The 17,139-nt window shown below is 40.3% G+C and carries 20 protein-coding genes; 11 read left to right on the forward strand and 9 right to left on the reverse strand.

Annotated features, from left to right (window positions below; all coding sequences use genetic code 11):
- The first annotated feature begins 514 nt into the window (after positions 1 to 514).
- Complete coding sequence (locus MHN79_RS05500) at positions 515 to 1,171, forward strand: hypothetical protein (protein WP_239172032.1); 657 nt, start codon at positions 515 to 517, stop codon at positions 1,169 to 1,171.
- 142 nt (positions 1,172 to 1,313) lie between these two features.
- The gene (locus MHN79_RS05505) at positions 1,314 to 1,760 is read left to right on the forward strand and encodes a DUF417 family protein (RefSeq protein WP_239172033.1); all 447 of its coding nucleotides are present in this window, start codon (positions 1,314 to 1,316) and stop codon (positions 1,758 to 1,760) included.
- Positions 1,761 to 2,095: 335 nt separating this feature from the next.
- Here MHN79_RS05505 and MHN79_RS05510 read toward each other — a convergent pair whose 3' ends face one another.
- A complete protein-coding gene (locus tag MHN79_RS05510; RefSeq protein WP_239172034.1) occupies positions 2,096 to 2,431 on the reverse strand; it encodes a hypothetical protein in 336 nt (111 codons plus the stop codon).
- Between the two features lie 432 nt (positions 2,432 to 2,863).
- Here MHN79_RS05510 and rplY point away from each other — a divergent pair, with 432 nt between their 5' ends.
- The gene (rplY, locus tag MHN79_RS05515; RefSeq protein WP_114784692.1) at positions 2,864 to 3,142 is read left to right on the forward strand and encodes a 50S ribosomal protein L25; all 279 of its coding nucleotides are present in this window, start codon (positions 2,864 to 2,866) and stop codon (positions 3,140 to 3,142) included.
- A 213-nt stretch (positions 3,143 to 3,355) separates the two neighbouring features.
- On the opposite strand, the gene MHN79_RS05520 is transcribed toward rplY, so the two are convergent.
- The 3 genes from MHN79_RS05520 to MHN79_RS05530 all read right to left on the reverse strand — a co-directional run bounded on the left by MHN79_RS05520 (position 3,356) and on the right by MHN79_RS05530 (position 5,371).
- Positions 3,356 to 3,847, reverse strand: coding sequence for a hypothetical protein (locus tag MHN79_RS05520; RefSeq protein WP_239172035.1), 492 nt, complete (start codon positions 3,845 to 3,847; stop codon positions 3,356 to 3,358).
- Positions 3,798 to 4,142 (reverse strand): hypothetical protein, encoded by a 345-nt coding sequence (locus tag MHN79_RS05525; protein ID WP_239172036.1) that lies wholly within the window; start codon positions 4,140 to 4,142, stop codon positions 3,798 to 3,800. The genes MHN79_RS05520 and MHN79_RS05525 overlap by 50 nt, the downstream gene beginning before the upstream one ends.
- A gap of 455 nt (positions 4,143 to 4,597) precedes the next feature.
- A complete protein-coding gene (locus tag MHN79_RS05530) occupies positions 4,598 to 5,371 on the reverse strand; it encodes a class I SAM-dependent methyltransferase (protein ID WP_239172037.1) in 774 nt (257 codons plus the stop codon).
- A gap of 554 nt (positions 5,372 to 5,925) precedes the next feature.
- On the opposite strand from MHN79_RS05530, the gene MHN79_RS05535 reads away from it, so the two are divergent.
- From MHN79_RS05535 to MHN79_RS05565, 7 genes are all read left to right on the forward strand, one after another.
- A complete protein-coding gene (locus MHN79_RS05535; protein ID WP_239172038.1) occupies positions 5,926 to 6,510 on the forward strand; it encodes a hypothetical protein in 585 nt (194 codons plus the stop codon).
- Between the two features lie 307 nt (positions 6,511 to 6,817).
- A complete protein-coding gene (locus MHN79_RS05540; protein ID WP_239172039.1) occupies positions 6,818 to 7,762 on the forward strand; it encodes a hypothetical protein in 945 nt (314 codons plus the stop codon).
- Positions 7,763 to 7,948: 186 nt separating this feature from the next.
- Positions 7,949 to 8,623 (forward strand): tail fiber domain-containing protein, encoded by a 675-nt coding sequence (locus MHN79_RS05545; RefSeq protein WP_239172040.1) that lies wholly within the window; start codon positions 7,949 to 7,951, stop codon positions 8,621 to 8,623.
- 179 nt (positions 8,624 to 8,802) lie between these two features.
- Positions 8,803 to 9,099, forward strand: a complete 297-nt coding sequence (locus MHN79_RS05550; protein WP_239172041.1) for a Dabb family protein — start codon at positions 8,803 to 8,805, stop codon at positions 9,097 to 9,099.
- Positions 9,100 to 9,103: 4 nt separating this feature from the next.
- A complete protein-coding gene (locus tag MHN79_RS05555; RefSeq protein WP_239172042.1) occupies positions 9,104 to 9,418 on the forward strand; it encodes a cupin domain-containing protein in 315 nt (104 codons plus the stop codon).
- A gap of 2 nt (positions 9,419 to 9,420) precedes the next feature.
- A complete protein-coding gene (locus MHN79_RS05560; RefSeq protein ID WP_160931060.1) occupies positions 9,421 to 9,675 on the forward strand; it encodes a Rho-binding antiterminator in 255 nt (84 codons plus the stop codon).
- A gap of 240 nt (positions 9,676 to 9,915) precedes the next feature.
- Positions 9,916 to 10,839 (forward strand): haloacid dehalogenase-like hydrolase, encoded by a 924-nt coding sequence (locus MHN79_RS05565; RefSeq protein WP_239172043.1) that lies wholly within the window; start codon positions 9,916 to 9,918, stop codon positions 10,837 to 10,839.
- A gap of 107 nt (positions 10,840 to 10,946) precedes the next feature.
- On the opposite strand, the gene MHN79_RS05570 is transcribed toward MHN79_RS05565, so the two are convergent.
- Complete coding sequence (locus tag MHN79_RS05570; protein WP_239172044.1) at positions 10,947 to 11,465, reverse strand: hypothetical protein; 519 nt, start codon at positions 11,463 to 11,465, stop codon at positions 10,947 to 10,949.
- Positions 11,466 to 11,716: 251 nt separating this feature from the next.
- On the opposite strand from MHN79_RS05570, the gene MHN79_RS05575 reads away from it, so the two are divergent.
- On the forward strand, positions 11,717 to 13,882 hold the full coding sequence (locus MHN79_RS05575; RefSeq protein ID WP_239172045.1) for a S9 family peptidase: 2,166 nt from the start codon (positions 11,717 to 11,719) through the stop codon (positions 13,880 to 13,882).
- Between the two features lie 64 nt (positions 13,883 to 13,946).
- Here MHN79_RS05575 and MHN79_RS05580 read toward each other — a convergent pair whose 3' ends face one another.
- Genes MHN79_RS05580 through tyrR form a run of 4 tightly spaced genes read right to left on the reverse strand, consistent with a single transcriptional unit; the run spans position 13,947 to position 17,139 of the window.
- Entirely contained in the window at positions 13,947 to 14,420 is a 474-nt protein-coding gene (locus MHN79_RS05580; protein WP_152430620.1) for a DUF2947 domain-containing protein, read from the reverse strand.
- Between the two features lie 12 nt (positions 14,421 to 14,432).
- Complete coding sequence (locus tag MHN79_RS05585; protein WP_239172046.1) at positions 14,433 to 15,020, reverse strand: HD domain-containing protein; 588 nt, start codon at positions 15,018 to 15,020, stop codon at positions 14,433 to 14,435.
- A complete protein-coding gene (rimJ, locus tag MHN79_RS05590) occupies positions 15,017 to 15,595 on the reverse strand; it encodes a ribosomal protein S5-alanine N-acetyltransferase (RefSeq protein WP_239172047.1) in 579 nt (192 codons plus the stop codon). Before rimJ ends, MHN79_RS05585 begins: the two co-directional genes overlap by 4 nt.
- Positions 15,595 to 17,139, reverse strand: coding sequence for a transcriptional regulator TyrR (gene tyrR, locus MHN79_RS05595; protein ID WP_152430623.1), 1,545 nt, complete (start codon positions 17,137 to 17,139; stop codon positions 15,595 to 15,597). The genes rimJ and tyrR overlap by 1 nt, the downstream gene beginning before the upstream one ends.

Raw genomic sequence — 17,139 nt, forward strand, 5'->3', positions numbered from 1 at the left:
TGCCCATGCAGAAAACCTTAATGGCTCTCAGAAGGCCACAAGTTTACTTCAAAATAAACCTATAAAACTACCCAGCACAGATGCAGATCACACTGTCAATATCAATGCTTACCTTGCCAACAGACTTCCATCAGGACTAGTTGATCTCATCAGCAAACACGGTGCAGAGTTTTTTCTTTTTAACTCCAGTGATCAAGACGTAGCCAACCACTATAAAAACCAGGGTTTTGACACATGCTTTAAGGTATCTTCTCCCACTTCAACTCGCTTCTATCTTTTAAACAACCACCAGACAAATGAAAACAAAATAGTAGTATCTGGAATAGGCTCTCATACACGCCTTGAACATCAGATACTTCAATTCCACTTCTCGGGAATTAATGTTGCAACCAAGCTAACCTCCATTGGCAGTATTGACTCCCTAAAAGCTTCCTCGATAAAAAGGTTAAAGTCTCAGTTAGCTCAACTTCAAGCAGACGAAAAAATTCTCTATATCGGTGCTCGCTGGAAAGTCATGGAATCGATCGCCAATAAAATCTTTAGTCTTTCGGGTGAAAAAGAGGGTGAAGGATACAAAAAGCTCAACCCACATAATCACAAAATCGGCCCTTTTACTTTTGATGAAGTCACTATCACAAACGATGGTAAGACAGTATCAATTGCGGCGCTGAGAATGCCTAATGGCGAGTTATCTTATGACGCGGTTAAGACATTTGCCGAATCAGGTTTTAACAAAATCGTGATGTGTGGTGCGGGTGGCCGAATTACTGGCGATGCACAGGTAGGTGATTATATCCACCTAAACCATTCATCTTACCAAGGTAGTGTTGTGAATTTGAGTAATACCGAGCTCCTGATACCCACTGAATTTTCACGCGTCAATACAACTGCTTGTTCTAATACCACTGTCGATTCACCGCTCATTGAGACAAAGTCTTGGCTCGCACAGCAAAAAGAGAACAAAGTAGCAACGGTCGATGTAGAAACGGCGCATATATTCAATGCAGTGAATGATAGCCCCTGCTCTGTCACTATCATACCTGGGATATTTGTATCGGATATCGTTGGCGAACATCCTCTTGAAGATAAAATCAGTGGTAATGGCGCAGATAAACATATCGATGAATTTGTAAGAGTAACATGGAATGCTCTGCTCCAAGCCCCAAACTAGCAACATTTCTATCATCCAGCCCGATAATACCTAAGGTAATCCAGAATAAGGATTTTTTATTGATAGATTAGGATTTTTAATGAAAGTTTTTCATTAAGCTTTAGGTCTTTGTTCTCATGCTACTTAAGAGGAAAAAGATTTTATGCATGCTTTAGAGAACAATACAAAGACTGACAATATTGGTTACCTTATCGGCGTTTTCGGCGTGGCACTCGTGCTGATTTGGATCGGTGTTTATAAATTTACACCGACCGAAGCCAAACTGATTCAACCTTTAGTCGAAAATCATTTCGCGATGAATTGGCTTTATGACCTTTTTTCTGTTCAAGCAGTATCTAATTTGATAGGAGCGGCAGAAATTATTGTCGCCATTGGGCTTATTGTGGGCATTAAAAAGCCAAAAATTGCGTTTTATTCTGGTATCGCTGCGGCGGCTATCTTCACCACAACATTGAGTTTTTTGCTTACAACACCTAATACTTGGAAAGTCTCGGATGGTGTACTAGTCACCAACTTTTTCCTAGTAAAAGATATTTTGTTCCTTGCCGTATCTATAAGCATTATTGAAAGAAATAAGCCAAGTAACTAACCCAAACAAGGAGCCATGAAGATATTAACTTTTTGGCTCCTGAGCAAATACCGAAAATAAGCAAACCTTAAGCTGAGTGACGTTCTAATTGCGTTCGATACAAGGCAATATCTTCTACAGTCAACACTGGCATATTATGTTTTTGGGCAAATAAAAGGAGTATTATGTTTAATCAACCCACCACGAACTTCATCAATGTCACGATTAGAAGGCTTAGTGTCCAATTTATATTCCAATGCACACTCCATGTGAATTATATTATCATTGAAATAGGCCGTCAGGTATTTATAGGCCAAGTATATAACTTCTCTAGCCAAGTTAATTAAAAACTGCTTTTAGTTGAGAATTTCAATTTGGTTAACATCCTCGCCATTTTCCCAGCGAATGCAAGTATTCATGCCAGTGACGGATACTGTTTTTCCAGCCGCATGGGCCGCCAAAATCATTGAATATTGCTGTTTTCCTGCATTAGAGTTTTCATCGCGTATTATCCAATGTGCATTAGCAGCGCATGGAGGTGGTTGCACTCTGGATGAAGGATTATTTAAATAAAAGTATATTAAGCCATCGCTAGCACGGACAATAACACGATCAACCGTACCCACCTGACTACTAGCAAAGGAAAAATTAGAAATAAATAATAGAACTAATATTGGAAGTATTTTATTCATATAAAAACTCTAAAAATAAATCATCACAAGTCTGAATCGTAGGATTCGCTATCCTACTACAGTAGAATGCAATATAAAATCCCTTTATGGCATTACCACACATCATAAATATCAACTTGATGACCCAGTGTAAATAAATATTTTCATCAAACTATTTAAAAGTTATTAATCCCCATCAAAAGACACCAATTTGATTTCTAGCTTTATGCCAAATATCGCAGACGTGGCTTGTTTAGTTGTTTCTTACCATTTCCAACATAGTAGTTTCACATAGATTGTATCTGTTTCTTATTGCCTGAAAGCCAATACAGTGGTAGTATCCGCGCTCGCTTATAGAGTTACTATCCGTTTCTTCTATAGCGATATACCACATCACGGCAAGGTCGCATTGCTGGGTGTGAAGTTCATTTTTTAAATTTGAGAGTAAATACTATGAAATTTGAAGCAGTAGTACGTACTGAACTAGGTAAAGGTGCGAGCCGCCGCCTACGTCACGCTGGTCAATTCCCTGCTATCGTTTACGGTGGTGAAGCTGCGCCGGTATCAATCGTTCTTAACCACGACGACATCGTTAACCAAATGGATAAGCCTGAGTTCTACGAAGGTGTTGTTCTTGTGATCGACGGCGCTGAAGTGAAAGTTAAGCCACAAGACGTTCAACGTCACGCTTTCAAGCCAAAAGTTGAGCACATGGACTTCATCCGTATCTAATTCCCCACCAAGGAATTTGTTGGATTAAATCCAGCCTTTTGCATAAAGAATATCGGCCTTACCATCCGAGACTTCTAAAATTCGAGACCCCGATGCTACCAACATCGGGGTTTCACCGTTTTTGAGGCTACAAAATGTCACGCTTGACCTGCAGCCTTTATTTAGCAAGCTTTTCCTAGGAGATAGTCTCTTCCTGCCTCGTATAGAATCCAGCTACTCTGGAGGAAACCAACCCTGCTCTTGCATTACATACATAAGACTGAATGGTTCATAGAATCGTTCCTGAAGTTCCATTAACTTATCCATGTCAATATTCTTCATCCTTTCTTCGGTCTGGCTTTTTAGCGGCGTCAAGTCCGCAGCATGTCTCGCAAAAACATCTTTGGCATTTTGTTCTTTAATTGCTTTGAGTAAAGCTTCGGTCTCAAGCTTTGAGCATTGCCTAGTATTGTAATTTGCCAGATATCCCACAACGTCCTTCTTGTCTTCAAGTTTTAGGGATTGAAACCAATCAGATTTCGGAAAGGCCACCTCATTATTTCTTGAGAAATCAACACAGAAGTCTATTTTTTCTAACCATTTTTTCTCAAGTTCGTCTAAGTTGGCAGCATAGCTTGAAGCACACACAGCTAACAGTGAAAACGTAATTAAAACTCTATTTAGATAGCTCAACAACACACCCCCAAAATTTTCGTTCTTCCCCATTAGTAAATATCTCTCGTTCCATTGCGATTTTTAAGATCGCACTTCGAGTGTATGAACTCGACGCTAGCATAGCTTTACCAAATGTATCCCAGTCATTTTCTCTGATGCTGACAAGTGTTTCAAATGGGCTTTTAGTAATGCTCGGTGTGCCAAAAATATAGTAGAAAGGGGTGGCAGAAAGCGCTCCGGCTAAAAGATTCCCTGACTCCATAATTGATTTAACATCTGCTACAGATCTTTTGCTTTTTTTGCTCAATTGCATATTTCTTATTGCACAAACACCAATATTAGCCATTAGTATTACTCTATCCTAATAAAACTTTATTTATTAATCACTTAGCCAAAAAATGTCAACACTCTAAATGAGACGAACTACGCAAAAGTCCCTAATCATGCACTTTGCCTACAGGAAAAGGTATATTACCTAGAAAGCCGCATACATTATTTAAAGGACTCATAAATGGAAGGCTTTTCTGGAGCAGAGTCAAAAGTGGACAGGAATGAGTTTCGAAAAACCTTACATTAGCAAGCCGTGAATAACTGCAGGTATGGCAAATAGCAAAATTGATGTGCAGAACGCACCGGATGATGTGTCGAAACCTCTGCCTTTCGAAGATCGCGCTTACCTTGACAAAAGTATCAAGGCCGCCACCCTTCGAGATCAGATCGCACAATTTACTTACATATAGGCTCAGGCTTGTTCAACACTTGGGATTTAACGTCGGCTACGCAACGCTTAATCCTCAGTTGTTAGGCGACTTTCCGAGCTTTGATTGAATATAGCAAAGGAATCTGTTGACCTTTATACAGCATTTGGTATCCCAAGTTTGGTACCGACTCCAAACCATCAAAACAGTTATATGGGCTATATGGATGCTCAGAAAAAGACTCAATCTTTAAACCTGTGTCGATTAAGGCGCTTATAACCTTACTTATTGGATGAGACCAAGTAACCGTAGTTGATTTTGTACCATCGCAGTTTTCGGTATAAGTGCCTTCCTCTTCAACGTCAGGCTCGCTATCTGGAAAATACGAGTAGCCAGATAGCAAGTCATTAAACGTATGGAACTCAACTAGGTGAAACTCCCCGCCGACTTTTAGTGACTTGGCAATAGTCTGTGCCCAATCAACTAAGTTGGGTAGCCAACACAACACACCGTATGAAGTAAATACGATATCGAATTGTTGGTTATTTTCATGACCAAATTGAACAACATCACTTTCAATAAAATTCGCTTTTAAATCCAAAGCCTGCTTCAGTGAATTAGCATGCTTGATTGCATTAGCAGACAAATCTATACCTGTGACCTCCGCACCTAATCGAGCCCAAGACAAGGTATCTTGACCAAAATGACACTGTAGGTGCAATAGAGACTTTCCTTGAACATTTCCTACTTGTTTTAGTTCGATTGGATTTAGCGAACATCTACCATTCTTAAATGATGCGACATCATAGAACTCCGATTCAACGTGTACCTTGGTTCTTTTATCCCATGCTTCTTTATTTATACTCAAATAATCCATTTTTTGTCCGTATATTAATTTTGTAGCCTAACGCTTATTAGACGGATTTATTCCGTAATTGTATGTGACCAATCATAACGCTAATCACACTCACGCTCAATTGAAAGCCCGCACAGCATAGTGTCTAAGACATGAGCTTAAGAAGTTGCCGAAAGTTTCCGTATAACTCCGGCGGATTCTGAGCAATACAATTTTCAATCTATATACGCCCAAAATACGCTCGGTCTGACTCTATTTCGTCGAATTAGATTTGATAGGGAAAAAGCACGCCCATAAAATATGTAGAGCATTTGATCTAACAAGTTTAGGGGCAAAACTTAGTTAACTAATGGAGAGGTACTACCTAAACATTAGGAACGCAGCGTTACGCGTCACGCTACGCCTTAAGTAACCATATATTTCAACCTACTGAACCTTGGTGGTGGTGACCTAGGTAACCGAAAAATTTTTATTGCACGAGGGTCAGCCTCGTTTGCTTTTCTGTAGTTCTAGAAAGAACCTATTTACCTGATTTTAATAGTGTTACTCTTAATGAAACTATCGGAGGAAAAAGAATGGAATCAAGAGAAATCGAATATCAAAAAGAGCTGCAAGAGCTAAGAGATATACTAGGTGCCGATAGCGAGCACATCCCCCGTATAAATAGTCTGATAAAATTGGGCTCAAGTATAGCAGGGCTGATGGATCCAACGGGCACTGGCGTAGTAATTGCTGTCTCATCCATACTGAGCCAACTCATCGACTCCATTAAAGAAGCTAAGGCGAAAGTTGATGATGAAGATATTACGAATAGAATCATTGACCTAATAGACATGAAGCACAAAGAACTCGGTGAGTTGCAAGATAAAGTGCTACCATTGATACCTCAGACTTGCCTTGTCGCTGGCCTCGACAATTGGATTACCTTCGAAGAACAGACCAAAGGCGTTTCAAGTGTAACCATCAATGGAATGAGAGCACTCACTATAAATTTCTCTACTAGGCTCTCTAACCCCGACGATTACTTCGTTCATATTAATATCCCCACTACACAAATAGAATTAACTGACACTTCTCTATTAATACAATTGGAGCACGAACCAGCCAACGGGAATAAATTGAAAATGTATCTTGCAAAAATGTCAGATAAAGCGTGGTAGCGTTAATTTCACTACCCAAGCATCGAATAACTAAACTCAACCCCTCCTAGCGTTCGGCTATCTACCCTCCTTAAGAGATAGCCTTTTTCAACAAGCCTTTTTAGCAATGTATCTAAGCTTGGCTCAGTTTCTTTCAGAAACATTTTGTTAATATTAAACCAGACACATATCAATTCTAGGTATTAACACTGCGAATATAAGCTGTTAGTTTCATATCTCCTTTCAAGTGGTCTATTTGAAAGGGAAATAAATGGGAAAAAGTATTTCCCTATTAATTAAAAAAACAATAACTAACAGGCTTTAAACTATGACTATAAAAACAAGTTTAACAACCCTAGCTCTTCTTGCTGCTTTTAACGCTCACTCATATCAACATTATGGTGTTTTTGAGGATTATGCGGATTTAAGTTCAGTGCAAGCCAATACTGCTCGCATCAGTCAAATAATAAAAACAGATAACAACCAAACCACAACAGCGGCTGCCTATTCTTATAATGATCTCGGCCAAGTAACACAGCGTGATTACGTTGATAGCACTTTAAACTATACCTATAACAATGATGGTTTATTAGAATCAGCACGCGCACTAATGAAACACGGGGAGATGAACACTTACATTAAACATACTAAAGAGAACTTTATCTCTTCGTATCAGTACAATGACCAAGGACAAGTGACGTCAGAGACAAAGCAAGTTTTTCATAGAGAGGCTTCTGATCTAAGCGGCACACCGATCGCAACCTATAACATTCAATACGTTTATGGTGAAAACGATAAGCTTGTTCAACGTATACAAACACCTCTATCAGGTGATGAAACATCGGCAAAGCACTTTTACTACACCTATCATACCGATGGAAAACTACAACAAATCCGAGAGGTAAAGCAGTCAACACCTGCACAAACAAGTACTCTATCGCTACAATACTACCCGAGTGGTGAAATCAAAAAAGCCACTCAAAACCTGTTTGCTCAAGGAGAGAAAACCATTGAATTAACGTATATAAACGATGCTTCTGTATACGGCCCATATTACTCTGACCCTGTAAAAGAATGGAAAGTAGATATGGACTTCTTTGGCCTTTCTTTAAAACCTATTGAAACACTCAAACAAACAGTCGGCGAGGTTGAAACGACATACAGTTACCAATATCAAAATAACGATAATGATAGCTTGGCAGACAGTTTACAACTGAATGTTTCATCACCTTATTTCAGCAAGCAAATCGACTATATAATGACAAATCAATAAACTTTCCTAATCAAGGCGGGCAATTGCTCGCCCTTTTTATTATTCCCTCTCTTAGTCTCGTTATTAATAAATAAGCAATGCCATTAGACATGGTCACAAAAAATAGCAAAATCATATCAATCAACTTGCATAAATGATCAATAAAAATACAATAACCACAATTTATAAAAGGTTAATGAGGGAGCGATGAAGTTATTTAATTTGATATTAAGTGTGAGTTTCTGTGTCATATTATCGAGTCACGTGCTGGCCGATGAATCCAATGTGTTCTGTTCCAAGCCTGATGGAAGCCACTGGGATTGGCTAGAAGATGATAATGAAGAGCAAGTCGTCATTGATGGTTCATGGGTAGAAAGAGAAGAGTATCGTGGGGACTATTTTTTGGTTCTAAGATCTAGCTATATTGATGTTAATCAACAATGTAAAACCGAATTTGGCAGTCAATATCTAGCTCAACCAGCCAAAAACTCTTTGAGTTCATGGTATAAATTTATGCTCTTTGACCAAGAAACCAATACTTATTCTATCGCCGCTGGGTATATACCACCGACTAATAGTATGCCTAGAATAAGTGACGTTAATTTAAAAAGTGATATCCAACCTTTACTAAATAGCCTCGATAAAATCAGCCGCCTTAATGGATACAGCTATTCTTGGCACCCCGATAGCATTCAAGGCCACTTGGCTGGCCAATATGAGTACGGCGTCATTGCCCAAGAGGTACAATCTGAGTTACCTGAGCTTGCGAAGCGTGATATACAAGGCACTTTACGGGTAGATTATATCGGTCTGATCCCGGTACTTTTAGAATCAATTAAAGAGTTAAAAGCAAGAGTAGAAACACTAGAATCAAGTCAGTAGCATTACCAGCCATTCCAAGTAACACTATTTACCTCTCTTCCAAATAGTGTTACTTAGAATAAAAGCTTCGAAACCTCGGTGAGTTAGAAGTAAAGAATACAAAAATCGAAGTTTGCACCATTAAGCTAACGCTGTATTATGAAATACAAATTGGCATTAAAAATTAAATAGGTCAAACCATGATCAGACACATTCTACTCATTCAGTTTATCGATGATGCAACACCACAGCAGTTAGAAATGGTAAAAGCAGCTTTCCTCGCGATCCCAAACAAAATTGAAGGCGTTTTAGATGTCGAGTGGGGAGAAAACAACAGCCCTGAGGGAAAAAATGAAAATTATACTCACTGCGTAATGATGACATTTTCTGATGAATCAGGTCGCCAGAATTATCTACCTCACCCCGAGCATGACGCGTTAAAAAAAGTATTTAAACCTATCCTAAAAGATATTATCGTTTTCGATTACGCTGTGTAGTTCCATGAACCTATTTCATTCTATCCCTGCAGATTTAACCAATGAGGTCTTTGAAGATCTTGTGACAGGAAGTCAATTTCGCCTTGAGCGTATTGTTTCCAAAGGCCAATGTTCAGAGCCTGATTTTTGGTACGATCAGGACGAACATGAATGGATACTAGTATTGACTGGCCATGCAAAAATCCAATACATCAATGGAGAAGAAATAGAATTAAAAGCGGGTGATAATCTTAACATTCCAGCCCATACTAAACACAGAGTGAGCTATACTGCCCCTGATAAAGAAACTATTTGGCTGGCACTATTTTATAAGGATTAACCATGATTTCCTGTAGCGAATACGATTACATAGAAATAGTCTGTCTCTTTCGTATTCCTATTCGCTTAGTTACGGATTCTGCTCAAGTCTTTGAAGGGAGAGCGAAAACAACCAACTATGATCACCAGCGCAGAGAATGTATCGTTATTGATACTCCCTGTGGCGACATACAAATTCCGACCTCAACCTTAGTATCAATGACAGCCCTGACCGATAACCCTCATTTTAGTGAAATTACCTTTCAGCAAATCAGCTAAGCATAATCCCTGCTTACATTCTTTTTAGTAGGCTAAAGTGATTTCATGTCCATACTACTAATGATATTTAGGCCCCAATAGTTTTAAAAAGGGAAATAATATCATTATATGTTTACCCTTTTCTTACTTCGTAATGTTTGAAAATATATTCGCCAATCCTTAGCTCGGCTGTGTTGGCCTTCTAATATAAAAAACGAACGAAGGAAGGCCAACATATCCCCTCATATGAATAAAATCATTATGAAAAGATTATTAGATTGCAGCGCCTCTAACTTCAATAATATGACTAAAGAAGATTTACTCTTTGCAATAAAAGCTAGCGAAGGCAGAGTGCTAATGACTGAAACCATTGCTTCAGTGCAGCCGCTATTAACAAACATTACCAATGCTGAACTGGCAGCTTCACAAGGTGCTGATTTACTGCTCATCAACATGTTTGATGTTAATAGGCCGGAGATTATTGGCCTACCCAAGAGTACACGTCCCCAAAGCGTTATTGCTACATTAAAGCAACTGACTGGCCGCCCTGTTGGCGTCAATCTAGAAGCAGTTGACCCAGAGTTCGCTCAGGAACACAATGAAATTTGGGCAATGCGTTCAGGCAGAGCCGCTACGCCTGAGAATGTGAATGCTTTAATCGATATGAAGTGTGATTTTATTGTACTCACCGGTAACCCAAGTAATGGCGTGTCAAATAAAGCAATTACTGAGTCTCTCCAGCAATTAAAAATGCATCAGAAGAATAAAATCCTAATTATTGCAGGAAAAATGCATGGTGCAGGAGTGAGCTCAGAAAATGGGAAAAAAATCATAACAAAGCAGGATGTGTCTTCATTTGCAAACCATGGCGCCGATGTGATACTGCTACCTGCTCCTGGAACAGTACCCGGTATGTCAGAGTCTTATGTCTCCTCCCTTATTGATGAAGCACATAAGCATAATGTACTTGCCATGACGGCAGTTGGAACCTCTCAAGAGGGCGCCGATATAGACACAATTAAGCGCATTGCCTTAATGAGCAAAATGGCGGGGGCAGATTTACATCACATCGGTGATACGGGTTATACAGGAATTGCACTACCAGAAAATATTCGCAGCTATAGTATTGCTATTCGAGGTATACGCCATACTTATGCTCGAATGGCTCGTTCTGTCTTAAGATAGCTCCCAACAATATTGAAATAAATAAGCTAACAAAAAACAGGCCCGTTATGTTTTTTATAACGAGCCGATAAACTAATATGCCTTAGTTAGATTACTAACTATTAGCCTTACTTAGGGCTGTATGGCAGAGATGAGTGATGCAGATTGATTTTTATGTTACCTGCATCATCTTTGATGTAACCGAAGGTGTATTCTACTTTAACTTCTTGACCGTCGGTTTTGGTAAAAAAGTAATTGCCCATGGCCATTGCTATGTCGGAGTTTTTATCTGTAATAACGCCTTCATTTTCCCAACGAACATTAGTATAAGGCGCTAGAGCAAAACCATTATCTTCTTTAATTTCGCCACCAACAAAATAAGAAAGTGCTTCAGATTTTGAATGTCTAAATTGATCTTCAACTGCCAACGTCGGCTTGAAAAGTACAGTACCTAAGTCATAGGCATAAAACTTGTCGATATGCTTAATGGCAGCACTACGAGCATCCTTTGCTTTACCAATTGCGATAATGCCTTCACCCCAACCTTTCTGAGCCGCTTCTACCTCATCAGGTGTGATCGGAGAGGCGTAAACATTAAGCGTTACAAGTGATGCAATAAGAGATGAAGCAATGTAGGTTTTTCTCATGGGTAAGTTCCTCGTCGGCAAGATAACGTCTACCTTTCTAACTTACTCGAAATGATTTGTCTATCCTTTTTCTAATTTTTATGAATGCCACACGGTAAAAAACATTGCCCCTGATAATGTTTGATCCGATGCTTTTTGTTTGCTAGCGTATCAGGCTGCCAAGTAAGTATTTATGCCTATCCTCCTGATATAAAAGCATTATCATCCAGGTTAGCATAATTGTCATTCTGAGCATAATTTAAGGAGCTTTGATGCGTTTCTCCCTCACTGCATTAGCTGTCTCAGCGATACTGATCACTGGCTGCAGCAACCAAGGAATTAACACCATGACTCAACCATCCCAAGTAGAACTGATTGCCCAACAAACCCAAGCACCGATAGCAAAGAAAGTCCCCCGCGCCCTAGAAAATCATGGCGATACTCGGATTGATAATTATTACTGGATGAGAGACGACCAACGTAAAGATGCGGAAATTTTGCAGCACCTTGAACAGGAAAACCAATACGCTGATGCTGTTTTAAATCATACCGAAGCGCTGCAAAAACAGCTATTTGAAGAGCTAAAAAGTCGTATCGCAAAAGATGACAGCTCCGTCCCAGTGAAAGAAGGTAACTTCTACTATTCAAACCAGGTATCGGGTGACAACGAATACGCTATATATCGACGTGCCAAAGACTTCGCAGGGACAGACTCGGAAGTTTTACTCGATGCCAACGAATTAGCAAAAGAGCACGAGTTCTTCAATGTCGGTGGATTATATGTAAGCCCAAATGAGTCTCTCATGGCTTATGGTGAAGACACATTAAGCCGACGAGTTTATACGATACGGATTAAAAATCTCGATACAGGTGAGTATTTAGACGATAAAGTCGAAGGGGCTGAAAGTGATATCGCTTGGCAAAATGATAATAAAGCCTTTTATTACATCAAAAAGGATCCCCAAACCCTATTAGGTTACCAAGTTTACCGTCATGTCCTGGGCACGCCACAAAGCAGCGACACATTAATATATGAAGAGCAAGACGATGCTTACTATACCTCGCTCGGAAAAAGTAAAGATGGTGAGCAAGTATTCATAACTCACTACAGCACCGAAACCAGCGGTGTATCCATTATTGATGCGAACGACTCCAAAGCCACAGCTAAAGCATTTTATCCAAGAGAAGAAGGCGTTGAATACAGCATTGCTAAACTAAATGACTGGTATTACATCTACACCAATTATCAGGCGGTAAACTTCCGCCTAATGAGAGTGGAAAAAGACAATATTCAAGACCGCAGTAAATGGCAAGATGTGATCGCTGCTGACAAAGATACTCTACTGGTTGATTTTACCTTATTTGACGATCACCTCGTCTACGAACAGCGTAAAGACGGCTTATCAACTCTTAAAGTTCGTCAGCTTTCAACAGGCAAAGAGTTTCCGCTAGAGTTTAACGACAGTGCTTTTTCTGCCTACTTTACAGGTAATTATGAACTTGAAAACTCAAAAGTTAGGATTTACTACAGCAGCCTGACCACACCTGGAACCTACTATGATTTCGACCTTACCACTGGTAAGCCTGAAGTACTCAAACAGACGCCAGTACTCGGTGACTTTGAGGCGAGTAACTATCAGTCTGAACGAATCATGGTCTCAGCGAGAGATGGTAAACAGATACCTGTGTCTCTGGTATACAGAAAGGATAAATTTAAAAAAGATGGCACTAACCCAATATACCAATACGGTTATGGTTCATACGGGCACACCATAAACCCATCATTTCGTTCAGCACGCCTAAGCTTGTTAGACCGCGGGTTTGTTTATGCTATCGCACACATCAGGGGCTCAGAAATGCTTGGTCGACCGTGGTATGAGGATGGTAAAAAGCTTACCAAGCAAAATACCTTTAACGACTTTATTGATGTAACCCGAGAATTAACCAAGGCTGGCTATGGCTCAAAAGATAAAGTCTTTGCGGTTGGAGGCTCAGCAGGCGGTCTATTGATGGGGGCTGTCATTAATCAAGCACCAGAGCTATATCGAGGAGTAGCAGCTCATGTGCCCTTTGTCGACGTGGTAACAACCATGCTTGATGAATCCATTCCTTTGACCACCAACGAATATGATGAGTGGGGTAACCCTGGTGAAAAAGCCTATTATGACTATATGCTTAGCTACTCGCCTTATGACAATGTTAGCTCTCAAGATTATCCGAATCTGTTAGTCACGACAGGACTACACGATTCACAAGTGCAATATTTTGAGCCTATGAAATGGGTCGCCAAACTACGCGAGATGAAGACAGATAATCATGCGTTACTCTTTAAGACGGATATGGAAGCAGGCCATGGTGGGGCTTCTGGCCGCTTTAAACGCTTAAAAGAGGATGCTCTCGAATATGCGTTTTTCCTTGACTTGCTGAATGAAAAATAGCGGTCAAACAAAACAAAGCCCGCTTTGATAGCGGGCTTTGTTATAAGAGCAATAATTAACGCGTTTACTTGCGCCATCCGAGTTTTACATTACCTTTGCTATCAAACCATAGGGCTTCTTTGCGTCGGCGGCCGATCAAAATAGGGCCGTCATCGTAAAACAGAAAGTTTTTCCAATACCGTTTGAACACCGACCATTTAGTCTCAATCACATTGTACTTTTCGTAGCAAAAGTAAATCGTTACGTCATCTTGCCAATCAAGAAACTCTTCGACACCGATAGGTAAAGCATCATGATCTGATTCCCAGGAAACCATCCAATCTAATGTTTCTTTCCAGTTCGTCTCTTTCATCGGCCAATCAGAAGAGCTAAGGCGCTCAGCATCAGGGCTATGAGCACTGATATTTTCCTTCCAAAGCTGGGAAGAGCGAGCTTGTGTCATAGGTTTTATGGATTCCAAATCCTGCTCAGAAACAGGCATGGAGTGATGAGTAAAAATCCATTTTCTTTGGTATTCGTCCAAAGGAAGATATGACATTAGTATTCCTTGTTAGGCTTTAAGCCACCCTTTCTCGGTAGCATCATGAATTATTTTCTTTGCTTGCTCCCATAAAGCTTGGGAACCACTTTCAATTTTGCGGTTTACAGTCAATGCTTGGGCACTCGTCACTTGGTGCTCTAACCAGCCTTTTCCGCCATTGTGGTAATTCAACAGCATTGGGATCAACCTATCAAGCGCTTTAGCAAACTTTGCATCGGCTGATTGTGCATCTTCAAATTCGCACCAAAGACTAAGTAATTCTTCACCTTGATCTTCAGGTAACATATTAAAAAGTCGCTTAGCTGCTGCCAATTCCTTACCCTTTTGCGACTCAATGGCTTGAGTATCATAGGCAAAAGTGTCTCCCGCATCTATCTCGACGATATCGTGGAGCAGTAACATTTTAACGACTCGTGCAATATCCACAGGTTCATTGGCGTGTTCTTGCATCAAAATGGCCATGAGAGCGACATGCCAGCTATGCTCTGCGCTATTTTCTAACCGATCATTCGCACTTTTTACGCGTGCTCGCCTCAATACCGATTTCAGTTGATCAAGTTCCATGATCAAAGATAACTGCTTTTCTATACGATTCACGTCGCTGTCCAATTGTCATTAACCAATGAACTTAAAATATGGTCTTCCCACACTCCATCGATAAGCAAATAGTCTTTTGCCATGCCTTCTTTTTTAAATCCAAGTCGCATTAACGTGGCTTCACTTTTATGATTTCGAGGAAGGTAAGCCGCCATTATTCTATGAACATTTTGAATAGAAAACATGTACTTTATTGCCAATCGCATCGCCCTAGTCATGACGCCTTTACCTTGAGCATTCTCGGCTAAGGAGTAACCTAAATTACATGCATGAAATGGAAAGCGGGATACATTACTAAAAGAGACGGTTCCCATCATTTCACCCGATTCACTGTCTAAAATGATCAAATAATAGCCTAGGCCCATCCGATGAAGTTCATGAAGCTTAATAAGTCTTTTCGTCCAGCCCGCTTCAGAATAAAAAGCCTCTTCTCTGCTTGGCTCCCATGGCTTAAGGAAGTCTTTATTTGCAATGAAATAATCCGATATCAGTTTACCGTCAGTCGGCTCAGCAGTGCGCAAGATGATATTCTCATCTTGCTCATACACATTTCTAGGGGTACTTACTCGTTCCATTAGCTCTTTCTTATCCCGTATTCACGCAATTTATTAGCCACCGAGGTATGAGAAACATTGAGCCTCTTCGCAAGTTTTCGACTAGAGGGAAAAGACTGGTACAAACGTTCCAATACTTGCGATTCATAATCCTTCATGATTTCATCTAGTGAACCGTCCAAATTAATCGTCGGGCCTGTCGCAATCGCGTTATCCAGTTGAGGAAGGTGGAATAAATCTACAGTTAAAGTTGTTGAGTCAAGTTCGGTCAAGGCTCGTAGCACCATATTTTCCAGTTGACGCATGTTACCTGGCCATTGATAACTCACCAGTTGGTCAACCAAATCCTCACTAAGATCTGGCTTTTTAACGCCCAACTGTTTGACGTATTTTGACACAAATAGGTCAAGTAATGGCGCAATATCATTTGGCCTCTCGCGTAAAGCAGGAATGTTCAAAGTCAACACATTTAGGCGATAGAATAAGTCTTCACGAAATGATTTAGACTCAGCCAGCTCACCTAAGTTGTGCCGAGTTGATGCTATCACGCGGACATCAACATGGATCTCCTGCTCAGCACCAACTCTTCTGAACGTGCCATCCTGAAGTAGTCTGAGAAGCTTGATTTGTAGATGAGGACTCATCTCACCAATTTCATCAAGAAATACCGTACCGCCATCGGCTTGCTCAAAAATACCTTTATGTCCCTGTTCATGATTGAATGAACCAGGCGCGTGACCAAACAATTCCGTCTCCGCGACATCATCAGGCATAGACGCGCAGCTCAATACCAAAAATGGCGCTGCCGCTCGGTGTGAACGATTGTGGCATGCTCTAGCGAGCATTTCTTTGCCGGTTCCCGTTTCCCCTTGGATAAGCAACGGCTGATCCAATACACAAAGCTTCTTAGCTTGACCCATGAGGGCTTTATGTCGGTTAGAAACCCCAACAAAATGCTCAAAGCCTAAGTTATTGTGAACGGGCAGAGAATCCACCAGCATGGGTTTTTCTTGATTTGATCGAATGATCATCACTGTACTTGCTAAGACAGATTCATTGGATTCAGCAGTGATGTATACAGGCATGACTTCCATGGAGTAATCTAGCCCACCAATCACAACATCTTCTCGGTGACGTGTGATTTTGCCTTCGGTCCAATTTGAAAAATTGAAGTTTGGCAATAAGCTCACGATTGGGTGACCAATCATTTCTTCCTGCTCGCAATTGAACAAACTCAAAGCTGCGTGGTTTGCCATATCAACATGGCCTTTCATATCAATGGCAAGTACTGGCTCTGGTAAGCTATTGAGAAGAGATATCAGCTCGGTATTATGTCTCTCCATGGGCATAAACTGAATTTTTCGCACATCTTTTACACCTGTGATCCGGCGAATTTCTGCCATCAATTCACTAAAGGTATCAAAATCAATATCTGGGCAATTCAGATAAATAATACCAGTGGTATCAATTTCAATGCCTCGTAAATCAATATTTCTGGAAGCCAGAATATCTAATAGCTCACGGGTAAGGCCGAGTCTATCTTCACATATTACTTCTAAACGCAC

The sequence above is a fragment of the Vibrio sp. Of14-4 genome, from assembly GCF_022347625.1.
Taxonomy (GTDB): domain Bacteria; phylum Pseudomonadota; class Gammaproteobacteria; order Enterobacterales; family Vibrionaceae; genus Vibrio; species Vibrio pristinus.

Coding starts and splice junctions, on each gene's coding strand:
- MHN79_RS05500 (WP_239172032.1), top strand. CDS start 515: ATGGAATCGATCGCCAATAAAATCTTTAGTCTTTCGGGTGAAAAAGAG.
- MHN79_RS05505 (WP_239172033.1), top strand. CDS start 1,314: ATGCATGCTTTAGAGAACAATACAAAGACTGACAATATTGGTTACCTT.
- MHN79_RS05510 (WP_239172034.1), bottom strand. CDS start 2,431: ATGAATAAAATACTTCCAATATTAGTTCTATTATTTATTTCTAATTTT.
- rplY (WP_114784692.1), top strand. CDS start 2,864: ATGAAATTTGAAGCAGTAGTACGTACTGAACTAGGTAAAGGTGCGAGC.
- MHN79_RS05520 (WP_239172035.1), bottom strand. CDS start 3,847: ATGGGGAAGAACGAAAATTTTGGGGGTGTGTTGTTGAGCTATCTAAAT.
- MHN79_RS05525 (WP_239172036.1), bottom strand. CDS start 4,142: ATGGCTAATATTGGTGTTTGTGCAATAAGAAATATGCAATTGAGCAAA.
- MHN79_RS05530 (WP_239172037.1), bottom strand. CDS start 5,371: ATGGATTATTTGAGTATAAATAAAGAAGCATGGGATAAAAGAACCAAG.
- MHN79_RS05535 (WP_239172038.1), top strand. CDS start 5,926: ATGGAATCAAGAGAAATCGAATATCAAAAAGAGCTGCAAGAGCTAAGA.
- MHN79_RS05540 (WP_239172039.1), top strand. CDS start 6,818: ATGACTATAAAAACAAGTTTAACAACCCTAGCTCTTCTTGCTGCTTTT.
- MHN79_RS05545 (WP_239172040.1), top strand. CDS start 7,949: ATGAAGTTATTTAATTTGATATTAAGTGTGAGTTTCTGTGTCATATTA.
- MHN79_RS05550 (WP_239172041.1), top strand. CDS start 8,803: ATGATCAGACACATTCTACTCATTCAGTTTATCGATGATGCAACACCA.
- MHN79_RS05555 (WP_239172042.1), top strand. CDS start 9,104: ATGAACCTATTTCATTCTATCCCTGCAGATTTAACCAATGAGGTCTTT.
- MHN79_RS05560 (WP_160931060.1), top strand. CDS start 9,421: ATGATTTCCTGTAGCGAATACGATTACATAGAAATAGTCTGTCTCTTT.
- MHN79_RS05565 (WP_239172043.1), top strand. CDS start 9,916: ATGAAAAGATTATTAGATTGCAGCGCCTCTAACTTCAATAATATGACT.
- MHN79_RS05570 (WP_239172044.1), bottom strand. CDS start 11,465: ATGAGAAAAACCTACATTGCTTCATCTCTTATTGCATCACTTGTAACG.
- MHN79_RS05575 (WP_239172045.1), top strand. CDS start 11,717: ATGCGTTTCTCCCTCACTGCATTAGCTGTCTCAGCGATACTGATCACT.
- MHN79_RS05580 (WP_152430620.1), bottom strand. CDS start 14,420: ATGTCATATCTTCCTTTGGACGAATACCAAAGAAAATGGATTTTTACT.
- rimJ (WP_239172047.1), bottom strand. CDS start 15,595: ATGGAACGAGTAAGTACCCCTAGAAATGTGTATGAGCAAGATGAGAAT.